The 21,306-nt window shown below is 73.9% G+C and carries 16 protein-coding genes; 10 read left to right on the top strand and 6 right to left on the bottom strand.

Annotated features, from left to right (window positions below; genetic code table 11):
- Window positions 1-120: 120 nt before the first annotated feature.
- Window positions 121-1,452, bottom strand: coding sequence for an APC family permease (locus IE313_RS22430; protein WP_373317038.1), 1,332 nt, complete (start codon window positions 1,450-1,452; stop codon window positions 121-123).
- Window positions 1,453-1,652: 200 nt separating this feature from the next.
- Window positions 1,653-2,444, bottom strand: coding sequence for a hypothetical protein (locus tag IE313_RS22425; RefSeq protein WP_189935040.1), 792 nt, complete (start codon window positions 2,442-2,444; stop codon window positions 1,653-1,655).
- Window positions 2,445-2,835: 391 nt separating this feature from the next.
- Between IE313_RS22425 and IE313_RS22420 the strand changes: the two genes are divergently transcribed.
- The 5 genes from IE313_RS22420 (at window position 2,836) to IE313_RS22400 (ending at window position 9,533) form a co-directional block, all read left to right on the top strand.
- Complete coding sequence (locus IE313_RS22420; protein WP_229924857.1) at window positions 2,836-3,765, top strand: DedA family protein; 930 nt, start codon at window positions 2,836-2,838, stop codon at window positions 3,763-3,765.
- Window positions 3,766-3,919: 154 nt separating this feature from the next.
- On the top strand, window positions 3,920-4,894 hold the full coding sequence (locus IE313_RS22415; protein ID WP_189935038.1) for an aldo/keto reductase: 975 nt from the start codon (window positions 3,920-3,922) through the stop codon (window positions 4,892-4,894).
- A gap of 729 nt (window positions 4,895-5,623) precedes the next feature.
- Complete coding sequence (locus IE313_RS22410; protein WP_229924856.1) at window positions 5,624-7,120, top strand: PP2C family protein-serine/threonine phosphatase; 1,497 nt, start codon at window positions 5,624-5,626, stop codon at window positions 7,118-7,120.
- 236 nt (window positions 7,121-7,356) lie between these two features.
- Entirely contained in the window at window positions 7,357-8,454 is a 1,098-nt protein-coding gene (locus IE313_RS22405; protein WP_189935037.1) for a tetratricopeptide repeat protein, read from the top strand.
- Complete coding sequence (locus IE313_RS22400; RefSeq protein WP_189935035.1) at window positions 8,451-9,533, top strand: polyprenyl synthetase family protein; 1,083 nt, start codon at window positions 8,451-8,453, stop codon at window positions 9,531-9,533. Before IE313_RS22405 ends, IE313_RS22400 begins: the two co-directional genes overlap by 4 nt.
- A 162-nt stretch (window positions 9,534-9,695) precedes the next feature.
- Here the strand turns inward: IE313_RS22400 and IE313_RS22395 are convergent, their stop codons facing one another.
- The gene (locus IE313_RS22395) at window positions 9,696-10,037 is read right to left on the bottom strand and encodes a hypothetical protein (protein WP_189935033.1); all 342 of its coding nucleotides are present in this window, start codon (window positions 10,035-10,037) and stop codon (window positions 9,696-9,698) included.
- Window positions 10,038-10,536: 499 nt separating this feature from the next.
- On the opposite strand from IE313_RS22395, the gene IE313_RS22390 reads away from it, so the two are divergent.
- Together IE313_RS22390 and IE313_RS22385 are read left to right on the top strand one after the other, a co-directional pair.
- Window positions 10,537-11,682 carry a glycoside hydrolase family 88 protein gene (locus IE313_RS22390; RefSeq protein WP_229924855.1) on the top strand — a complete coding sequence of 382 codons (1,146 nt, stop codon included), beginning with the start codon at window positions 10,537-10,539 and terminating at the stop codon, window positions 11,680-11,682.
- A 220-nt stretch (window positions 11,683-11,902) separates the two neighbouring features.
- Complete coding sequence (locus IE313_RS22385) at window positions 11,903-12,631, top strand: SDR family oxidoreductase (RefSeq protein ID WP_189935029.1); 729 nt, start codon at window positions 11,903-11,905, stop codon at window positions 12,629-12,631.
- A gap of 204 nt (window positions 12,632-12,835) precedes the next feature.
- Here the strand turns inward: IE313_RS22385 and IE313_RS22380 are convergent, their stop codons facing one another.
- A complete protein-coding gene (locus IE313_RS22380; RefSeq protein WP_189935027.1) occupies window positions 12,836-14,527 on the bottom strand; it encodes an ABC transporter family substrate-binding protein in 1,692 nt (563 codons plus the stop codon).
- A gap of 177 nt (window positions 14,528-14,704) precedes the next feature.
- Here IE313_RS22380 and IE313_RS22375 point away from each other — a divergent pair, with 177 nt between their 5' ends.
- The 3 genes from IE313_RS22375 (at window position 14,705) to IE313_RS22365 (ending at window position 18,916) form a co-directional block, all read left to right on the top strand.
- Window positions 14,705-15,685 (top strand): ABC transporter permease, encoded by a 981-nt coding sequence (locus IE313_RS22375; protein ID WP_189935025.1) that lies wholly within the window; start codon window positions 14,705-14,707, stop codon window positions 15,683-15,685.
- A 100-nt stretch (window positions 15,686-15,785) separates the two neighbouring features.
- A complete protein-coding gene (locus tag IE313_RS22370) occupies window positions 15,786-16,619 on the top strand; it encodes an ABC transporter permease (protein WP_189935256.1) in 834 nt (277 codons plus the stop codon).
- On the top strand, window positions 16,616-18,916 hold the full coding sequence (locus IE313_RS22365; protein ID WP_189935023.1) for a dipeptide ABC transporter ATP-binding protein: 2,301 nt from the start codon (window positions 16,616-16,618) through the stop codon (window positions 18,914-18,916). Before IE313_RS22370 ends, IE313_RS22365 begins: the two co-directional genes overlap by 4 nt.
- 112 nt (window positions 18,917-19,028) lie before the next feature.
- On the opposite strand, the gene IE313_RS22360 is transcribed toward IE313_RS22365, so the two are convergent.
- A complete protein-coding gene (locus tag IE313_RS22360; protein WP_189935021.1) occupies window positions 19,029-19,448 on the bottom strand; it encodes an OsmC family protein in 420 nt (139 codons plus the stop codon).
- A 317-nt stretch (window positions 19,449-19,765) separates the two neighbouring features.
- Window positions 19,766-21,271, bottom strand: a complete 1,506-nt coding sequence (locus IE313_RS22355) for a cryptochrome/photolyase family protein (RefSeq protein ID WP_189935019.1) — start codon at window positions 21,269-21,271, stop codon at window positions 19,766-19,768.
- Window positions 21,272-21,306 lie beyond the last annotated feature (35 nt).

The following is a 21,306-nucleotide window of genomic DNA, read 5'->3' as shown; positions in this document are numbered from 1 at the left end:
GCGCGGTTCCGTCCGCTGATCCGTCCGCGGGGCCGGCCTGCGGGAAGCGGGCGCACGGCACAGGGCCGCGGTGAGCGGGTGCGCCGCACCCTTCTGCGCGAGCGGCGACGCCGTACTCCGCTACGGGGCCCGGCGGGCGGCTGCCCTGCGGCGCGCGGCGTAGACCGCGACCCCCGCGGCGAGCACCGCGGCGCCCTGGAGCACCGAGGAAAGCGGCAGGGCGAAGGCCAGGGCCAGGCAGCCCGCCAGTCCGACCACCGGTACGAGACGGGCGCCTCGGCGTCCGGCAGCCGGCAGGGTCCACGCGGACGCGTTCGCGATGGCGTAGTAGGCCAGCACCCCGAACGAGGAGAAGCCGATCGCCCCGCGCACGTCGGCGACAGCGGTGAGCACCGCCACCGCCGCCCCCACCACCAGCTCGGCGCGGTGCGGCACCCCGAAGCGCGGATGGACCGCGGCCAGTGCGTGCGGCAGATGCCGGTCCCGCGCCATGGCCAGGGTGGTCCGCGAGACGCCCAGGATCAGGGCCAGCAGCGAGCCGAGCGCGGCCACGGCGGCTCCGGCGCGCACCACCGGCGTCAGCTCGCCGGCGCCCGCGGCCCTGACGGTGTCCGACAGCGGCGCCCCGGAGCCCGCGAGGCCCCCCGGGCCGAGCACCGCCAGGGCGGCGACGGCCACGGCCGCGTAGACGAAGAGGGTGATGCCGAGCGCGAGCGGGATGGCCCTGGGGATGGTGCGCCCCGGATCGCGCACCTCCTCGCCCAGGGTGGCGATGCGCGCGTAGCCGGCGAACGCGAAGAAGAGCAGCGCCGCCGCTCGGAGCACGCCGGGGAAGTCGCCGTCAGGACCGATGTCCAGCCGCGCGGCGTCCGCGGCGCCGGAGTTCAGCGCGGCGACCACGACCGCGCCGAGCACGGCCAGCACCGCGGCCACCAGGGCACGGGTGAGCAACGCCGACTTCTGGACGCCGGTGTAGTTCACCGCGGTGAGCGCCACCACCGCGGCCACCGCGACCGCGTGCGCCTGGCCCGGCCACACGTAGGCACCCGCGGTGAGCGCCATCGCCGCGCAGGAGGCGGTCTTGCCCGTCACGAAGGCCCACCCGGCGAGGTAGCCCCAGAACGGGCCGAGCCGTTCACCGCCGTAGACATAGGTGCCGCCGGAGGCCGGATGGCGGACGGCGAGCCGGGCCGAGGAGGTGGCGTTGCAGTAGGCGACGACGGCGGCCAGGGCGAGGCCGGGCAGCAGCGCGGAGCCGGCCGCGCGTGCCGCTGGGCCGAGCGCCGCGAAGATCCCCGCGCCGATCATCGACCCGAGGCCGATCACCACCGCGTCCGGCACCCCGAGCCGGCGCCGCAGTTCCCCCGGCCCTCCGGCCGCGTCCGACGGCTCGCCCACGCCCCACCACTCCCTCGGCAGCCCCTCGGCGGCATGGACAACACCATGCGACATCGGCACACGATACGTAAGCGGGATCCACCGGTTTCCACGGCAGTGCGCCCTGTGACCGGGTGCCGCGCCGGCCGTCCCGGGGACGGGGGCGGGCCGGCTCCTGCCAGGTCGAGCCCCTCGGCCACCGCCCACGGCGCGGCCCGTCAGCCGGGGCCCGCGGACACCGTCTCCCCGGACCTCCGGCCCCCTCCCGCGGCCCCTCAGTCCGCCGGGTCCCCGGTCGGCACCCCGCGGCCGACGTCCCGGGCCAGTTCCAGCCCGAGGACGCCGTCGAGGAGGGCGAACGCCTCGAACTTCGCGCCGTCGGGCAGCTCGTCGCCGCGCGCGACGGCGCCCATCAGGTCCAGCACCGCGGGCGTGTCCAGGCCGTCGGCGACGCAGGCGTCCGCCTGCCGCCGGAGGCCGGCGGGGACGGGGCGGGACGGACTGTCCGCCCAGCGGGCCGTCAGCGCCCGCCACCGGCGCAGTTGCCGGTCGGCGGCCGCCAGCGAGTCGGGCGGGAGCGAGGCGGGGTCGGCGTGCGGCAGCGCGAGCAGGGCCAGCCTCAGCGCCAGCAGGTCCTTGCCCTCCTCCTCCGGCGGTGCAAGGGCCGGGGCCGTCACGGGACCGGTCCTGAGCCAGGCGTCCGGCGCGCCGTCCGGCCGGGGGGCCGGTCCCACCCGGACGTCCGGCGCGCCGCCGAGAGCCGCCTCGACACCCGGCTCCGGGACGATGTCGGAGGGCGGATGGGCGCCCAGGGCGGCCACCAGACGGTGGAACCCCGCAGGGGCGGCGGCCGGGGCGCCCTCCGGCACACTCCACACCAGGGCGGCCTGCCTGCCGCCGCGCTCGACGGCGCGCAGCAGCACGTCGCCGACGACGATGACGCGCATGTCCGCGATCCCGGGGGCACCGTCGGGCAGTGCCAGGTGCTCGCAGATCCGGATCAGTCCGTGCCGGGCCGAACCCACCGGGCGCCGTCTGCCCGACCTGGCGTCGGTGATCGTCACCATCTCGTCGTCCTCCCCTGCGCGACGCCCGCCGCGCGGCCGGGGAGGCCACGGACGGCACGGCCGCCCTCGGGCACCGGTCGGCGCGGTGACGGCGGACCGGACGTCCGCCCCGGACCCAGTGTCACGTGGCGCGCCTGGTGCGACAACCGCGTCCGGCGCGGGACCGACCGCCCGGCCCCGGACCTGGGGCCCGGAGCTGGACCCCTCGGAGTGGCAGCGGGTGGCGCCGGGGTCTGCCGGACCGGGTGTCCGGTGCGGAGCGAGGTACCGTAATAGGTCGGCCGCGATGCCCTGGCGCGCGGCACCGCCGTGGGCGGGCCGCGCCGGCTGCGGGTGCGCGGACCGGCCGATTCGGCCGGGCCCGGCCGGCGACGGCCGTGCGGACCGGCCGGTGCACGCACTGACCCCTTTCTTCGAGGAGATGGCCATGGCGGGGATGCCGCCCCTCCCTGGTGTCCTGGCCGATCTCGCACCGCTTCTGGACCACTGGGGCTACCTGGCGGTCGGCGCGCTGGTGGGCGTGGAGGACTTCGGCATTCCGCTGCCGGGCGAGACGGTCATGATCGTCGCGGCCGTCTACGCCGGGGCGGGACGGCTGAACGTCTTCGGTGTGGCGGCCGTGGCCTGGCTCGCCGCCGTCGTGGGCGACAACATCGGGTATCTGATCGGCCGGACCGCCGGCCGCAGGCTGGTCGCGCGCTACGGCCGCTACGTCTTCCTGCCGCCGCGCCGCGTGGCGAAGGCCGAGGGCTTCTTCACCCGCCACGGCGGCAAGGTCATCGTGGTGGCCCGGTTCATCGAGGGCCTGCGGGAGGCCAACGGCCTGATCGCGGGCATCGCACGGATGCCCTGGCCGCGCTTCCTCGCCTACAACGCGTTGGGGGCCGTCCTGTGGGTGGCCACCTGGGTCTCCCTCGGCTATCTGGCGGGACAGCACATCTCGGCCCTGTATCCGGCGATCCAGCAGTCCGAGGTGTGGCTGCTCACCGCCACCGCGGTCGTCGTGGCCGCCCTGCTCGCCCGCCGCATCCTCCGCCACCGGCGGGCGAGCAGGGCCGAGCGTGAGGACGGCGACCTGGACGAGGGGGCGGCCGGGCGGGCCGCCGGAGACGGCACGGGCGAGGAGGGCGGCGGCCGTGAGCACGGCGAGGACGGGGCCGGCAGGGACGACAGCCGGGGCCGGCGGGCCGACGGTCCGGACGGCCGGGACCGGGACCGCGGCGGCGGCCGTCCGGACGACCGCGCGAACCGCGGAAAGGACGACGAGGCGGACCAGGACGCGGACGACGGCGCGGACGGCGATGAGGACGACGGGGGCTGAGACCCCCAGGGGGCCCGTCGGTGCTGTGGATCTCGACGGCTACCATGCGCCGTACGTACCGTGCAGTATGCCGGTGTCACCCGCCTGGACGGCACCGGCTCTGCCGGATGGGCAGGACGCCACTCGCCTCCCTCGATGCTAGGAGCACACCGGCATGCGCTACACACGACTGGGATCGACCGGCCTGCAGGTCTCGGCGTTGAGCCTGGGCTGTATGAGCTTCGGTGACCCCACGCGGGGCAACCACGACTGGACGCTCGGCGACGACGACAGCCGCACCATCATCCGCAAGGCGCTGGACGCCGGGATCAACTTCCTCGACACGGCCAACACCTACTCCGACGGCTCCAGCGAGGAGATCGTCGGCCGTGCGCTGCGCGACCTCGGCATCCACCGGGACGACGTGGTGCTGGCGACGAAGGTCTACAACCGGATGCGGCCGGGGCCGAACGGCGGGGGCCTGTCCCGGAAGGCGATCTTCACCGAGGTGGACAACAGCCTGCGGCGGCTCCAGGTGGACCACGTCGACCTCTACCAGATCCACCGGTGGGACTACGAGACGCCGATAGAGGAGACGCTGGAGGCCCTGCACGACGTGGTGAAGGCCGGCAAGGCCCGCTACATAGGCGCGTCGTCGATGCACGCCTGGCAGTTCTCCAAGGCCCTGTACCTGGCCGACCTGCACGGCTGGACGCGTTTCGTGTCGATGCAGAACCACTACAACCTCCTGCATCGCGAGGAGGAGCGCGAGATGCTGCCGCTCTGCGCCGACCAGGGCATCGGCGTCATCCCTTGGAGCCCGCTGGCACGCGGCCGCCTCACGCGGCAGTGGGACACGGCCACCGCCCGTTCCGAGACGGACGAGTTCGGCAAGACGCTGTACGGCGAGGACGACCGCGTGATCACCGAGCGGGTCATCGAGCTCGCGGGACGGCGCGGTGTGGCGCCGGCCCAGGTGGCACTGGCGTGGGTGCTGCGCAATCCGGTGGTGACGGCCCCCATCATCGGTGTGTCCAGGCCCGAGCAGTTGGACGACCTCGTGGCGGGCGTCGACCTGGTGCTCGACGACGAGGAGGCCGCGTACCTGGAGGCCCCGTACGTGCCGCACGCGCCGGTCGGGTTCAAGTAGGAACGTGCCGGGGCGGGCCGGAGCGGGCCCGCCCCCGCTCGCGGCGGACCGGGGCCCGTACGGGCAGGGAGCCGCGACCGCCCTGCCCCAGGTGCCGCGGCCGCCCCCGGGGCCCGAGGCCGGGCCCGGGGCGACCGGGGTCGCGGGCTCACTCCTTGACGGCGCCGCTCAGCATGCCGGCGATGAACCGGCGCTGGAGGACGACACGCAGGCCGCGGCGAGCAGTGCGGTGGCGGCGGCCAGGGCGCGGGCCGCGGCGCGGGTGCGCCGGGCGGGCTCGGCGGCCGTCGCACGGTCCCGCCCTTAGTGGCGCGTCCCCCGGGGCCGCGCCCTGCCGCGTGTCCTGCGTGTGGACATGCCATCCGCCCTCGGCGCCTCGCGCCGCGCCCGCCCCGGTCCGCGCCCCTGTCTCGGCCGCGGGCGCGTCGGCCCGGCTCCCCGACCGGTCCCGGATCCGCCCTGCGGCGCGGGATGTTGATACCGGCCCGGGCGACTCGGGTCAAGGAGGAGGCCGGATCCGGTCCTGGCGGGACTGGGGCAGACGGCCCCCGCGCGGGCGCCCGTTCGGGCGTAGGCGGGCGGGTCGGCGTGAGGGGCGGGTCGGCTGCGGGTACGTCACGTGGTCGGCGGGTGGGCCGCCTGGTGCGCACGGCCCGGGGACGGCACGGGCCGCCGTGGCCGCGGGACGGGTGCAGCATGCCGTCCCCACCGGTGAGGAAGGGAGCCCGGATGCCCAGAGCTGCCGACCACGGACGGATGCTGGGCGACCTCATCACCGCCAGCCCGGTGATCACACTGGAACAACTGCCGGAGATGCTCGCCGAGCACACTCCGCGCGCCGGGTGGCCCGAGGTGCTCGTCTACGTCGTCGACCTCCAGCAGACCGTGCTCTCGCTGCTGGGCGCCGACGGCACCGGCACCGAACGCCGAGGCTGCGAGCACCAAGGCGGTGGGCGACAGGACGACGGGGGCCAGGGCGGCGGGCGCCGGCACGCCGGGGACCGGAAGGCCGGGGACCGGAAGACGTCGGGCCGGGGCGAGGAGCGGGCCCGGTCGCTCCCGGTGGAGGGCACGGCGGCAGGACAGGCCTTCCAGTTGGGCCGGATCGTCGCGGACTCGGGCGAACCCCTGGCCGAGGAGCCGGCGGCGCGCCGGTGGTGGGTGCCGCTGCTGGACGGCACGGAACGCCTCGGTGTCCTGCGTGTCACCGCCGACACCGACATCAGCGACGACGCCCAGGCCGCGCAGCAACTGCGCAACCTGGCGGGGCTGATCGCCCTGCTGCTGGTCAGCAAGCAGGGCAGCAGCGACTCGTACGCGCAGTTGGTGCGCCGCCGCGGCATGAACGTGGCCGCCGAGATGGCGTGGCGCCTGATGCCGCCGCGCACCTTCGCCACCGACCGGGTGCTGATCAGCGCCGTCATGGAACCCGCCTACGAGGTCAGCGGCGACGTCTTCGACTACGGCGTGGCCGGGGACGTCGTGCACCTGAGCCTGTTCGACGCCATGGGCCACGACACGGCCGCCGGTCTGACCGCGAGCCTCGCCGTGGCCGCGTCCCGCAGCCACCGGCGCCAGGACACCGGGCTCCTGGAGGCCGCCCAGGCGGTCGAGAGGGCCCTGACCGAGCAGTTCGGGGGCGGCCGTTACGCCACCGGCATCCTGGCCGAGCTGAACACCTGCACCGGCGAGCTCACCTGGACCAACCACGGCCACCATCCGCCCGTGATCCTCCGCAGGGGCCGCACCGCCCTCCCCCTGCGCTGCCCGCCCGCGCCGCCCATGGGCACCGACCTGGGCCTGCCGGCGGAGCTGTGCCACTCCCGGCTGGAGCCCGGGGACCGGCTGCTGCTCTACACCGACGGCATCACGGAGGCCCGCAACCGGCAGGGCGAGGAGTTCGGCCTGGACCGCTTCACGGGCTTCCTCACCCGGCACCACTCCACCGGCCTGTCCGTCCCCGAGACCCTGCGCCGCCTGATCCGCCACCACCTCCAGCACCACCAGGGTCACCTCAACGACGACGCCACCGTACTGCTGCTGGAGTGGAACGGCCCGACCGCCTACCGGCCCACGGACGTCGAGGCCCTCGCGGGACTGCCCGAGTACACCACGCCCGCGGACAGCCTGCGCAGGGCATGGGAGACACCGACCCCGGCGGGCCCGGGCGCCCCGGGCGAACCGCGCGAACCGGGCGAACCGGGAACGGCGGGCGACCCCGACTGAGCGGTCGGCCGAAGCGGTGCGGGCCGGTTGTCCGTGCGCCCTCGCACACGCCTTCGTATGCGCCCTCGGACCCATATCCACGCCCCTGACGAGGCCATACGACCCGGCCGACGAACTATAACTCGTATGTATACTCACAGTGCATAGTCGAGCGGGGGCGGCTGATGCACGCCGTGGCGTGCTGTGCCGGCTCCTCGGCCTGCGGGACCGGATCGCACAGCAGACGGAAGGCAGACATGTACGGCAAGGCATTCGCCCCGGAGTACCAGGGCGCCCTGACCACCCTGTCCGTGAACTCCTCACTGGTCGACGTGCTGGCCGCCGGCACCGAGCAGTTGCGCGCCGCCGAGCGGTCGGGGTCCCGGGGCGAGGCGGCGCGCTCAGGTCTGGCCGTCGCGGAGGCGCACCGGCGCCTCGGGCACGTGGCGGACGCCGAGCGGGCCTGGCGGGCGAGCTACCGGGCGGCCCGCGAGGCCGAGGACCTGGGAGCGATGGCCTGGGCACTGTGGAGCGGCGGCACACTGGCCAGGCAGCGCGGCGCGCTGGCGCTGGCCTGGCGGCTGCTGGGCCTCGCGGCGGAGCTCGGCGAGCGCGGCGGCGACATCGTCGTGCGCGGCTACTCCCTCGCGGGCATGGCCGAGACGGGCCGCATCCAGGGCGACTACGCGGCAGTGGGTGCCCTGCACGAACAGCTCCTTGCCGAGGCGCGCAAGCGCGGCGAGGCACGCCACACGGTCTGGGCCCTCGAGGGCATCGCCCAGATGCACCGCAACAACGGTGCGTACGACACCGCGTACGCGATGTTCGAGGAGGCGGCCGGGATAGCCCGGCGCGCCGACGACCGCCGCGGCCACGCCTGGGCGCTGCGCGGGCTCGCCGACATTCTCTCCGCCCGCGACGGTGCCACGGAGCGGGCCCTGGAGCTGCTGTCCGAGGCGGAGGCGACCTGCCGCCGGATGAACCTGTCGAGCGCTCTCGCCTACAACCACAAGATGCGCGGCAACGTCCTCTACCGCGCGGGTCGTTACGCGCAGGCCCGCGACCTCTACACCCAGGCACTGGACGAGTTCCGCACCATGGACGAGCCGCGCGGCACGGCGCTGGCCCGGCTGGGCCTCGTCAAGTCGCTGGCACGGCTGGGCCGGGACCGCGCGAAGACCGCCGCGGACCTCGCCGAACTGGCCGGGGACCTGGAGCGGATCGGGCTCCGCCACGCCCGGCGGATGGTCTCGCGCGCACAGAGCGAGCTGGGCATCGAGGCGGAGCCCCCGCGCGAGGCGGTGGCCGCCGGGGTCGGCGTGGGCGGCGGCAAGGGCTCGGAGGCAGGGCGATGACGGCACTGTCCGCGGCGGAGCGTCCCGCGGCGGCGCCCGACGGTACCGGCGCCGCGGAGATCCTGCGGCGGTGCCGCGAGTCCGTGCGTCCTGCGCTGACGGCGGCGATCGGGCGGCTGCATCCCTGGCCGGGCGAGATGGCCTCGTACTCGCTGGGCTGGTGCGAGGTGGGCGGGGCGCCCTCGGTGGACGGCGGCGGCAAGGGGCTGCGGGAAGCCCTGGCCGTGCTGTGCGCCCGTGCGGCGGGGGCGCGGGAGCGGACGGGCGTCGCCTCGGCGGTGGCCGTGGAGCTGATCCACACGTTCACCCTGCTGCACGACGACATCATGGACGGCGACCACACCAGGCGGCGCCGCCCGGCCGTGTGGAAGGCGTACGGCACCGGGCCCGCCGTGCTCGCGGGCGACGCCCTGTTCGCGCTCGCCGTGGAGACTCTCGCGGACGCGCCGGGACCGCACGGCCCCGCCGCCGTCCGGTGCCTGTCGGCGGCACTGAACGACCTGGTCCGCGGCCAGGCGGACGACCTGCTGTTCGCCACCCGCCCCTGGACCGGCCCCGGTGCCGTCGCCCTCGACGAGTACCGGGCGATGGCCGAGCACAAGACCGGCGCGCTACTGGGATGCGCGGCGGCGCTCGGTGCCGTGCTCGGGGGTGCACCGCGGGAGGTGTCCGACGCCCTCGGGCGCGCGGGCCGCCACCTCGGCATCGCCTTCCAGGCGGTCGACGATCTGCTCGGCATCTGGGGAGATCCGGCGGTCACCGGCAAGCCCGTGCACAGCGATCTGCGCAGCGGCAAGAAGACGTTCCCCGTACTGGCCGCCCTGGGGGCCGCACCATCCGGCCCCCGGGGTCCCGCCGCCGGCCGGCTCGCCGCACTGCTGGACGCCGGTCCGTCCGAGGACTGCGCCGTCCGCCGCGCGGCCTCGCTCATCGAGGAGGCCGGCGGCCGCAGCGCCACCCTGGAGGAGGCCGATCGGCACCTCGCCCGCGCCCACTCCTGCCTGGACACGCTGCCAAGCGGGCCCGCCGTCAGCGAACTTCGGACACTGCTGGCCTCCGTGGCCCGGCGCGTCAGATGACGGTCGGCCCGCCACCGGTCCGTGCGGCAGCCCCCGCACGGACCGGTGGACCGTCGCACCAGGCCGGCGGCAGGCGCGGAACGGCGGGTGCCCGGCCGGCCGTCTTCGGACGGTGATCCCCAGTTGGTCGCCCTCAGGCGGGCGCCTTCGGCGTGGACGCCATCAGGTGGACGCCATCAGGATCAGCCGGGCCAGGAAGCACAGCGCCAGGACGGCCACGCAAGCGATCCGCCAAGGCGTCGTCCTCTGCTTCAGGGGCAGGAAGAGGGCCACGATCAGGGGCACCGCCGCGATCACCATCCAGGTGTGCGAGCCGTCCAGATGGTGGGTGACTCCCTGACGGCAGGCGTGGCGGTCGAGACCGCAGTCGTCATACGCGGCCCTGTAGTGCCGGATCTCGAACGCGGTCAGCGCGAGGTCGGCGATGACGACGAGGAAGGCCGCCCACCGCCAGGCGCGGTCGGCAGTACGTATCCCGTCCCCGGGCCACACCCCAGTCGCCATGGCGCACTCCGATCGTCTGCGATGCGAACGGCCGCAGGCTAACAGTCGCCTCCGGTCGGCAGCCGCCCCGTCGTCGGCGCCCACCGTCACGCGGACCGCCCGGCACGGTCCGGCCCGCGTCCAACGCCCGACACGGTCCGGCCCGCGTCCAGCGGCCGGGGGCGGCCGGGCTCCTGACGGCACGCGATCAGGGGCGGCCCGACGCGCCTGGCGGCGCACGGCCAATGGCCGCCCGGCCCCTCACGGCGGCTGCACACCCTCCCTGCCCCGCCGATCACGGCGGCCGAGCGCCCGTGCGAGCGGAAGTGGTGCCGAAAGCTCACGGCACGCACGCTTCCCCCACCGGGCCATCCACATGCTTGAACTCTACGTACCTGTATGAATCAGCCCAGGACGCGCCGCGACCGCATCCCATCCGGGATCAGTAGCCACCGCACCATGGACGCGCAAAGGTACAGACCTTCATGATGTGTGGTCCCCCACCAGGAAGGTGATGCACATGGATAGACGACGGCTACTTCTCAGCGGGGCCGCGCTGGCCGTTGCGGTGCCGGTGTTCGGTGGACTCCCGGGTGTCCGCGGCAGTGCCTCGGCGGCCGAACCCCCGTCCGACCGGCTGCCCTCCCGCGCCGAGATCACGCACGTCCTGCGGCGCGTCGCCGACCACTGGATCTCCTCCAACGGCTCAGGCGACAACGGCTGGGCCCGTGCGACGTTCTACAGCGGCCTGATGGCACTCCACCGCCTCACCGGGGAGGGCCGCTACCTCGACTACGCGCGCGACTGGGCCGAGCAGCACTCGTACGGCATCTCGGGCGGCACCACCACCCGCAACGCCGACAACCACACCGCGATCCAGGTCTACCTGGACCTGTACGAGGTGGAGCCCGACGAGCAGAAGATCGCCGCGGCCGAGGAGACGCTGCGGCACATGCTCACGGACCAGCCGGACAAGAACGACGACTGGTGGTGGGACGACGCCCTGCACATGGGCATGCCGCCGTTCGCGCGCTTCGGACGGCTGCGCGAGGACACCGCGTTCTGGGACAAGCTCCACAGGCTGTACGACCACACCAAGAACGCCCAGGGCGGCCCCGGCCTGTACGACCCGGCGACCGGGCTGTGGTACCGCGACGACAACTTCCTGCCCGGTGGGATCCAGTCGCCGAACGGAAAGCCGGTGGTGTGGTCGCGCGGCAACGGCTGGGTCGCCGGCGGGCACGTGAAGACGCTCAAGGCCCTGCCGGCCGACGCCGACCAGGTGCCGGAGTACCGCGACACACTGGCGCGGCTGGTGGCGGCCCTCGCACCGATCCAGCGCGAGGACGGGTTCTGGAACGTCAACCTGGCGGACCCCGACCACTTCCCGGGCCCGGAGACCAGCGGCACGTCCTTCTTCACCTACGGCACGGCCTACGCCGTCGGCTCGGGACTGGTGGACCGGGACACCTACCTCCCGGTGGCCGCGCGCGCCTGGAACGGGATGGTGGCGACCGCGGTCCACGCCGACGGCTTCCTCGGCTACGTGCAGGGGGTGGGTGACCGGCCCGATTCCAGCCAGCCCGTCACCTACGACAGCACCAAGGATTTCGGAGTGGGCGGCTTCCTGCTGGCCGGTACGGAACTGGCCGGGCTCGCCTCCTGATTCTCCCCCACCGCGGCGCCGCACGGCTGCGCGCCCGTTGCCCGCGGACCCGGAGGCGCGCCCCCGTCGCGCGCCTCCGGCCGCGGGTGCCGGCCCGCAGAAAAGCGCGTGCGAGGCCGACGTCCCGGACCGGGCCGTGGTCAGGACGGCCCGCATACACCGCCCACAGAGGTGCCATATGCCATATTGCGGATATACACCTCCTGATGAAGGGCATGTCATGGAAATCGCGGTCCTCGGCGGTACCGGGCTGATCGGGTCCCAGGTCGTCAAGAAGCTGAACGCCGCCGGGCACCGGGCGGTGCCGCACTCGCAGTCCACCGGAGTCGACGTCATCAGCGGCCGGGGACTGGACCGGGCGGTGGCGGGAGCCGACGTCATCGTCAACCTGACGAACTCCCCCACCTTCGACGAGGCTTCCGCCGCCTTCTTCCGGACCTCGATGGACAACCTTCTCGCCGCGGGCCGCAAGGGCGGCGCCCGCCACTTCGTCATCCTCTCGATCGTCGGCGTGGACCAGGTGCCCGAGCTGGACTACTACCGGGCCAAGGCGCTCCAGGAGGAGATCCTCGCGGCAGGACCGATCCCCTACTCCATCGTCCGCGCGACGCAGTTCATGGAGTTCGTCGACGCGGTCCTGTCCTGGACCGCCGACGCCGACACGGTCCGGCTGCCCGCCACGCCGATCCAGCCGATCGCCGCCGAGGACGTCGCCGACGCCGTGGCGGAGGTCGCCGCGGGCGCCCCGCTGGGAGGCGTCCGCAACATCGCCGGCCCCGAGGTCTTCCCCCTGGACGAGCTGGGCCGGATCACCCTGTCCCACAGGTCCGACGGCCGCACCGTCGTCACCGACCCCTCCGCAGGCATGTTCGCCGCCGTCCGGGGCGATGTCCTCACCGACAGGAACGCCCGCCTCGCCCCCACCCGCTACGCCGACTGGCTCTCCTGAACCACCGGCGCCCCGGCCGCCACCGGCCCCGCACGTCTCGGGTACACGGCGGCGGGGCCCGCCCCGGCCCGGTACGAGCGGCGGACACCGCTCCCCCGGGCCCGGAACGGGCCCCGCCCGCGTCCACGCGGCCGCCATCGGACACCGGGCGCACCCGCCCCCGGCACCGGAGGCGCGCCTCCCGGCCGGCCGAACGGCGCCGGGCTACTTCTGCCAGCCCATCGTCACGTAGTCCCAGTCGCCGAGTCCGCTGGCGCCGAAGTTCGCGAGGCCCTTGCGGACCGCGAGGATCTGCGGCCGCTGGTAGAGCTCGATGGAGTGCACCTCGGCCCAGATCTTGACGTCGGCCTGGTTGTAGAGGGCGTTGGACTTCGCCGTGTCCGTCTCCTCCGCGGCCTCGGTCAGCAGCTTGTCGATCTCCGGGGAGCCGATGCCGCCGAAGTTCAGGTACGTCTGGTTGCCCTGCGGCCGCCGGAACGTCGAGTAGAGCTGGGAGTGGAAGATGTAGTCGACGTTGCGGAAGCTGGTCAGGTCGAAGTCGCCGCGGTCCAGGTACTTGTCGGAGAAGTCGGCGTCAGGGACCTTCTGGATCTCGATCTTGAACCCGGCCTGTCCGAGCTGCTGCTGCACGATCTGCGCCTGGTCGAGCGCCGCCGACGAGGAGCCCGCGGAGATCACGTACTGAAGGGTCAGCTCCTGCCCGCCCTTGGTGCGGGGCTTTTGTGGACCGTTGTCCTTCCAGCCCGCCTCGTCCAGGAGCTTCTTCGCGGCGTCGAGGTCGAAGGTGCCCCACTTGCCGGCGTTGGCCCTGTAGCCCGCCTGGTTGGGCATGAAGAAGTGGTTGTCGAGGGTCTGGACCGGGAAGTCGAGGTCCTTCGCGAACGCCGCGACGATGCCCTTGCGGTCGATCGCGAGGTCCAGGGCCCGACGGACGCCGAGGTCCTTGAGGGGGCCGCGGTCGCCCAGGGTGATGTGCACCTCGTCCCAGCGCGCCCCTCGTCTGATGTCCGTGCCCGGCGCCTTCGCCAGCCGCTTGTAGTCCTCGGGGAGGATCGCGGGCGCCTCGTCGATCTCCTTGTTCAGGTACGCCTCGGTGTCCGCGGGCTGTTCGAGGGCGCGCCAGGTGATCGAGTCCAGCTTGGGGGCGGGGCCCCACCAGTTGGGGTCCGGGACCGTGGAGACCGTCTGGGCGGTCTTGTCGAACGACTTGATCTTCCAGGAGCTGCCGGTGATCGGGATCTTCTCGATCCAGCCCTTGTTGAACTTCTCCGGCGTGTCGATGCCGTCCGCGGGCAGCAGCGGGCGGAAGAGGCGCTGCCAGTCGGTGTACGGACTGCTGAAGGTGACCTCGACTTCCTGGTCGTTCGCGCCACGGGTGATCTTCGAGATCCGGTCGTAGCCGGTGGAGTCGGCGACCAGGTACTTGTCGTCGCTGCCGTTGAGCGCCTTCCACAGGGCCTGGAAGTCCCGGTAGCCGAGGTGCTTGCCGTTCGACCACTCGGCCTTGGGGTTGAGCTTGTACGTCACGACCTGGGGGCTGGTCGAGGTGACCTTCGCGGAGATCAGGAAGTTCGGGTCCGGGTGCGGCACGCCCTTGGCGTCGCGGGGCAGCAGCACCGGCTCGACCTGCTCCAGGATCGCGCCCGCGTCACCGTCCGTGCCGTCCACTTGGTAGAAGTTGTACTGGTGGACCCACTTCTGGATGGAGAGCTTGAGCCTGCCTCCCTGGCGCACGTTCGACGCGGGCTGCGGGTTGAGGCCCTGCGCGCCGACCGCGGGCGCCGCGCCCTTCTTGGGGGCGTCGTCGGAGTCGTCGGAGGAGCCACATCCGGCCACCACCAACGCGGCCGAAACGGCGGCGACGGCGAAGCGTAGTGGTCTCGTTGGTCTGGACATGGCGTTCCTCCGGTACGTATGGGGGCCGGCGCCGGGGGTGTGCGGCACAGCCGAGGGGATGGTAGGTCCACGACCACCCCGCTGTAAGCGCTTTCCGGCATCTGACATGCTCTCTTCACAGAGCTGCAATGTTCCGGTATGAAGATCGACTCACGTTCGAGCTGAGAGGAAGCCTCCGTGACGGCCTATCTGGCCAGAAGGCTCGGTTACTACGCGATTCTGCTGGTGGCCGCCGTCTGTCTTTCCTATGTGCTTGCCTCCACGGCGCTCGATCCGCGCGCGTACTTCGAGGGCCGGCGCCCCCCGCCCTCTCCCGAGGCCATCGACGCCCAGCTCACCGCCCTCGGCATCAACGGCGGCACACCGCTGCCCGAGCGGCTGTGGCACTGGCTGGCGGGCGCGGTGCACGGGGACTTCGGGCGCACCATCGACGACACCTCGGTCACCGCCGAGTTCGGCCGGCGGCTCGGGGTGAGCCTGCGGCTGCTGCTCTCGGGCACGGTGCTGGGCACCGTCGTCGGTGTGCTCGCGGGTGCCTGGACGGCGGTGCGGCAGTACCGCCTCTCCGACCGCGCGGTCACGCTGGCCTCGTTCCTGCTGCTGTCCACGCCGACGTTCCTGCTCGCGGTGCTGCTGAAGATCGGCGCCATCAAGCTCAACGCGGTGCTGGGCACCGATCTGATCCAGTTCACCGGTGAGAAGGACCCCGACCTGCACGGGGGTCTGCTGGCGGAGTTGCGCGACCGCGGGGTGCACCTGCTGCTGCCGACGCTCTCCATCGGCCTGGTGACCATCGCCGCCTACAGCCGCTACCAGCGCAACACGATGCTGGACGTGCTCGGCGCCGACTACCTGCGCACGGCGCGCGCCAAGGGGCTCAGCCGGGGCCGGGCGCTGGTGAGGCACGGTCTGCGCACCGCGCTGATCCCCATGTCGACGTACTTCTCGTACGGTTTCCTCGCGCTGTTCACCGGAGCCACCTTCACCGAGATCGTGTTCGGATGGCACGGCATGGGCGAGTGGCTGGTGGAGTCGATCGGCAAGGACGACATCAATTCGGTGGTGGCCGTCTCCGCCTTCGCCGCCGTCGTGGTGCTGCTGTCCGGGTTCCTCGCGGACCTGCTGCACGCGGCGCTCGATCCGCGGGTACGGACCTGAAGGAGCCTTGGACGTGACGACCGAGAGTGTGGTGGCGGCCGCGGCCGACGCCGTGGAGGCGCCGCTGGGCGCAGCCGCCCTGCCGGGGCGCGGCCGGACGGTGCTGCGCCGCTTCCTTGCACGCAGGAGCGCCCTGGCCGGAATGGTCGTGGTGGTGCTGCTGTTCGTGCTGGCCTTCGCCGGGCCGTTTCTGACGCACTGGTCCTACTCCGACATCGACTACACCGCGCTGCGCTCGGCGCCGTCCGCCGAGCACTGGTTCGGTACCAACCGCATCGGCCAGGACGTGTTCGCGCAGACCGTGCGCGGTTTGCAGAAGTCGCTGCTGATCGGGCTGCTGGTGGGCCTGGTGGCGACGGTGCTCGCGGCGGCGGTGGGGGCCGGCGCGGGATACTTCGGCGGCTGGACCGACCGGAGCCTGATGTTCCTCGTGGACCTCCTGCTGGTGTTCCCCAGCTTCCTGATCATCGCGATCGTGGCGCCGCGGCTGCGGGCGACCGGCTGGCTCGCGTTCGTCGGGCTGCTCACCCTCTTCGCCTGGATGATCACGGCCCGGGTGGTGCGGTCCATGACGCTGTCCCTGCGCGAGCGCGAGTTCGTACGGGCGGCCCAGTACATGGGGGTGCACCCGGCGCGGATCATCGTGCGCCACATCCTGCCCAACATCGCCTCGTTCCTCATCATCGACGCGACGATCGCGGTGGGCGGCGCGGTGATGAGCGAGACCGCCCTGTCGTACTTCGGGTTCGGCGTGCAGTCGCCCGACGTCTCCCTGGGCACCCTCATCGCCGACAACACCGGTGCCGCGGTGACCTATCCCTGGATGTTCTTCTTCGCGGCCGGGCTGCTGGTGGTGTTCGTGCTCGCGGTCAACCTCATCGGGGACGGGCTGCGTGACGCGTTCGACCCGACGGCGCGAAAGGCACGCTCATGACGGCTCTCCTGGAGATACGCGACCTCACCGTGGACTTCGGCCCGGTGCCGGCGGTGCGGGGCGTCGACCTCACGCTGGGGCGCGGCGAAGTCCTCGGCATCGTCGGCGAGTCGGGCTCGGGCAAGTCGGTGACGGCCCTCGCCGTGCTGGGCCTGCTGCCGGACGGTGCCACGGCCACCGGCTCGGTCCGGCTGGCGGGCACCGAACTGCTCGGTGCGGGCGAGGGTGTGCTGAACACCGTCCGCGGCAACCGGATCGCCATGGTCTTCCAGGACCCGCTGTCCGCGTTCACCCCGGTCTACCGGATCGGCGACCAGATCGCCGAGGCGATACGTGCGCACCAGGACGTCCCCAAGGAGAAGGCGGCGCTGCGCGCCGTGGAACTGCTCGACCTCGTCGGGATACCCGAGCCGCACGTCAGGGCCGCCGCGTTCCCGCACGAGTTCTCCGGGGGGATGCGGCAGCGGGCCATGATCGCCATGGCCGTCGCCAACGACCCCGACGTCATCCTCGCGGACGAACCCACCACGGCACTCGACGTCACCATCCAGGCGCAGGTGCTCGACGTGCTGCGCACCGCGCAGCGCGAGACCGGGGCCGCGATGGTGCTCGTCAGCCATGACCTCGGGGTCATCGCGGGCAGCGCGGACCGGGTCGCCGTGATGTACGCGGGCCGGGTCGTGGAGACGGCACCCGTCGACGAGCTGTTCGCCCGGCCCCTGATGCCGTACACCCTTGGTCTGCTGGGGGCCGTGCCGCGGCTGGACGGAGCGCCGCCGGCCGCCGAGCGGCCGGCCGGTGCGGACCCCGCCGGGGGCGCGGACGGCACTGAACGCACGGACCGCGCGGCCTCGGGCGACGGGGCCGCGGCCGCAGCCCGTGCCCCGTCCGTGCTGGTGCCCATCCCCGGTACCCCGCCCGCGGCGGGGGCGGTGCCGCAGGGGTGCGCCTTCGCACCGCGCTGCCCGCTCGCCGAGCCGGCCTGCCGCGCGGCCGAGCCGGGCCTGCTGCCGGCCGGCCGGTGGGGCGGCGGCCGGCATGCCCCGGAGCCGGGGGCCGGCGCTCCACCGGCGGCGGTCGGGCCCGGGCGGGCCGCCGGGGCCCCGGCGGCACCGGCCGCCGAGCAGGTCCCTGCCCACCCGCACACGGCCGGCGCGGAACCGGCCGCGTCACACCTCGCCGCCTGTCTGCGGGCCGACGAGATCCTCGGACGCGGACTGCGGCCCACCGATGTGTTCCCCGTCCCCCCGGTACCGGGTGGCACCGCGGGACCGGCGCGGGACGGCGGCTCGGGCCCCGTGCTCAGGGTGCGGGGGCTGCGCAGGACGTTCCCGTTGTACAAGGGCAGTGTCTTCAAGCGCAGGACGGGCAGCGTGTACGCCGTCGACGGCGTCGATCTGGAGATCGGCCGGGGCGAGACGCTGGGCCTGGTCGGCGAGTCGGGGTCGGGGAAGTCGACCACGCTCTACGAGATCCTCGGCCTGCGGGCACCGGAGGCCGGGGTCGTGGAGGTGCTGGGGCAGTCCACCGCCGATCTGACGCGGCGCCAGGCCCAAGCGTTGCGCGGCCGGTTGCAGATCGTCTTCCAGGACCCGATGGCCAGCCTGGACCCGCGGATGCCGGTCGCCGACATCATCGCGGAGCCGCTGCGCGCCCTCGGCACCGACGGTGCCGCGCTGCGCCGCCGGATACCCGAGCTGCTGCGGCTCGTCGGGCTGGAACCGGGGCATGCGACCCGCTTTCCGCACGAGTTCTCCGGCGGACAGCGGCAGCGGATCGGCATCGCGCGGGCGCTGGCGGTGGACCCGCGGCTGCTCGTGCTCGACGAGCCGGTGTCGGCACTGGACGTGTCGATCCAGGCCGGTGTGCTCAACCTCCTCCAGCAACTCAAGGCGGAGCTGGGACTCGCCTACCTGTTCGTCTCCCACGACCTGTCCGTGGTGCGGCACATCGCGGACCGGGTGAGCGTGATGTACATGGGCCGGACGGTGGAGGCGGGTGCGGTGGCGGAGGTCTTCGCGCGCCCCCGCCACCCCTACACCCAGGCGCTGCTGTCCGCCGTGCCGCTGCCGGACCCGCCGCGGGAGCGGGGTCGGGAGCGGATCCTGCTCGCCGGCGATCCGCCCAGCCCGACGCACCGCGACCCCGGCTGCCGGTTCCGCGGCCGCTGCCCGGTCTTCGCCGCGCTGGACGCCGGGGACCGCGTGCGCTGCGAGGGTGAGCGCCCGGCGCTGCTCGCCCAGGGGCCGGACCAGGTGGCGGCCTGCCACTTCCCGCGGGCCCGGACGGTGGTCTGAGCGGCCCGGCGCGTGGTCGGCGCCGCGGGCCGCCGCGCCGGGACCACCGCGCCGGGGGCCTGTCGCAGGCTGCCGGCCGGCACCGTGCACGGGAGCGGCACCGTCGCGGGGCCTACCCGCGGTCCGTGCCGTCCAGCTCGATGTCGGCGGCCATCGGGCAGCTCCGCAGGGCCTGGCCGATCAGGGTGGGCCGCCGGGCGGCGTCGACACGCGGGAGGGCGACGCTGACCCGGGTGGTGAAGTGGTAGCGCAGTGCACCGGAGTGCTCCAGGGTGACGGCCGCGTGCACCTCGCTGCCGGTCAGATCGGCGCCGACCTCGCTGGCCACCACGCCGAGGGCCTGGTGGAGGCAGGAGGCGACGGCCGCGGCGTAGAGCTGTTCCGGGTTCCACGCCCCGCGGTCGGTGGACTCCAGGGCAGGCGGCGCGCTGATGAGCAGGCGGTGGTCCGCGTCGCCGTCCGCCTCCACGCGGTCGGGGCCGCCCCTCGATGCCACGGTGGTCGTGTACAGGGCCCTGTCCGTGTCCGTCATCTGGTCTCCCGTGTCGCCTTCGCCCTGCGGTGGCCGCTGGTGTCCACCTGCGGGCCTCCTGCGTCCCGGCCGATGGCGCGGCCACCGTGCGGGGCAAGCCGGCGCGTCCGCCGCGAGCAGGTGTCAGGCGCCATTCGAGCACCGGTGGCGGCGGCTCGCGCGCCGGCACCGGCGCGGGACGGCCATCCGGCCTACGCCGGGACGGCCCGCGGCGCCCACCGGGGCGGGGCCTGCCGAGTCGCCCGCGCCCGGGGCCCGGGCGTGCCTGACGGGCCGGCCCGGGCCTGCCCGGCCCGCCGGGCCTCGACGGGGGGATGTCAGGGCGGGCCCCGCCGTTCCGCCTCCTGCCGCAGCAGCTCCTTCAGGTCGTCCAGCCGGTCGAGGCCCCCCACGGCCCTGGCCGTGCGGGGGTTGCCCGCCAGCCGGCCGCGGTGCCGGTGCAGGAAGGCCCAGTAGCCCGCCGTGTACGGGCAGGCGTCCTGTCCCGTGCGCCGGGTGGGCCGGTAGGCGCAGGCGCCGCAGAAGTCGCTCATCCGGTTGATGTAGGCCCCGCCGGAGACGTAGGGCTTGGTGACCATGCGTCCCCCGTCGGCGTACTGGGACATGCCGATGACGTTGGGCAGCATCACCCAGTCGTAGCCGTCGACGAAGCACCGGTGGAACCAGTCGGTCACCGCCGCCGGGTGCCAGCCCTGCTGGAGGGCGAAGTTGCCCAGCACCATCAGCCGGGGGATGTGGTGCGTCCAGCCGCCGTCGCGTACCTGTGCCAGGACGGTCGACAGGCAGCGTGCGGTGACGGCGTCCGCGTCGAGGTCCAGGAACCAGTCGGGCAGCGGCCGCCGGCCCCGCAGTTCGTTGCTGCCGCGGTAGTCGGGGCCGAAGTGCCAGTACAACTGCCACACGTACTCGCGCCAGCCCGCGACCTGGCGAACGAATCCCTCGACGCTGTTCAGGGGCGCCTCGCCGGCGCGCCAGGCCGCCTCCGCGCGTTCCACGCACTCCGCGGGGTCCAGCAGGCCGAGGTTGAGCGAGGACGACAGCAGGCTGTGGCTCATCACCCGGTCCTCGGCCAGCATCGCGTCCTCGTGCGGGCCGAAGCCGGCGAGCCGGTGGCTGATGAAGCGGCGCAGTGCGGCCAGCGCCTCGCGGCGGGTGGCGGGGAACACGCGGGGCCCGTCCCGCCCCGTGAAGGAGACCTCGCCTGCCCGCTCCCACCGGTCGAGGTCGTCGCGCACCTCGGCGTCGATGCCGTCCTCCCGGGGCCGGTAGGGCGGCGGGGCGTCGAGGGTGCGGGCGCCGCGGGGCGGTGGCTCCCGGTTGTCGTGGTCGTGGTTCCACCGGCCGCCGGCCGGCTCGTCGGCGTCCATCAGTATCTCGTGCCCGCGGCGGACCCACCGGTAGAAGGCCTCCTGGAGCAGGCGCTCGCCGCCGCGGCCGCCCGCCCACGCCCTGAAGTCGTCGTGCGCGACGAGGAAGCCGCGCGCGGGCAGGACCGTGACGTTGTCCAGGGCCGTCACGAACGCCAGCGCCCCGTGGGAGGTGGGGTGGTACACCGTCACCGGACGGGCGCCGACGGCCCGTTCGAGGCCCTGCCGGTAGGTGTCGGCCTGCACGTAGCGCACCCGTTCGCCGAGTTCCGCCGCACGGTGCCGCATCGCGGACAGTACGAGGTGGGCCTTGGCCCGGTGGAAGCGGCGGCGCCGGAACACCGCACGGGACTCGATCATCACCAGCGGGGCGTTCTGGCCCGGGCCGTGCGGACCCGGCCGGAGGAAGTGCGGACCGAGCTGGTCGCCGAAGAGCCAGTGGGGCATCCCGTTCATGCCGTCCTCCTCGGTCCGGTCGGCGACCCCGCCGG

The sequence above is a fragment of the Streptomyces sulfonofaciens genome (genome assembly GCF_014656295.1).
Lineage (GTDB): Bacteria > Actinomycetota > Actinomycetes > Streptomycetales > Streptomycetaceae > Streptomyces > Streptomyces sulfonofaciens.
The sequence above is the reverse complement of the archived record's forward strand: the minus strand, read 5'-3'. Positions and strand labels throughout refer to the sequence as shown.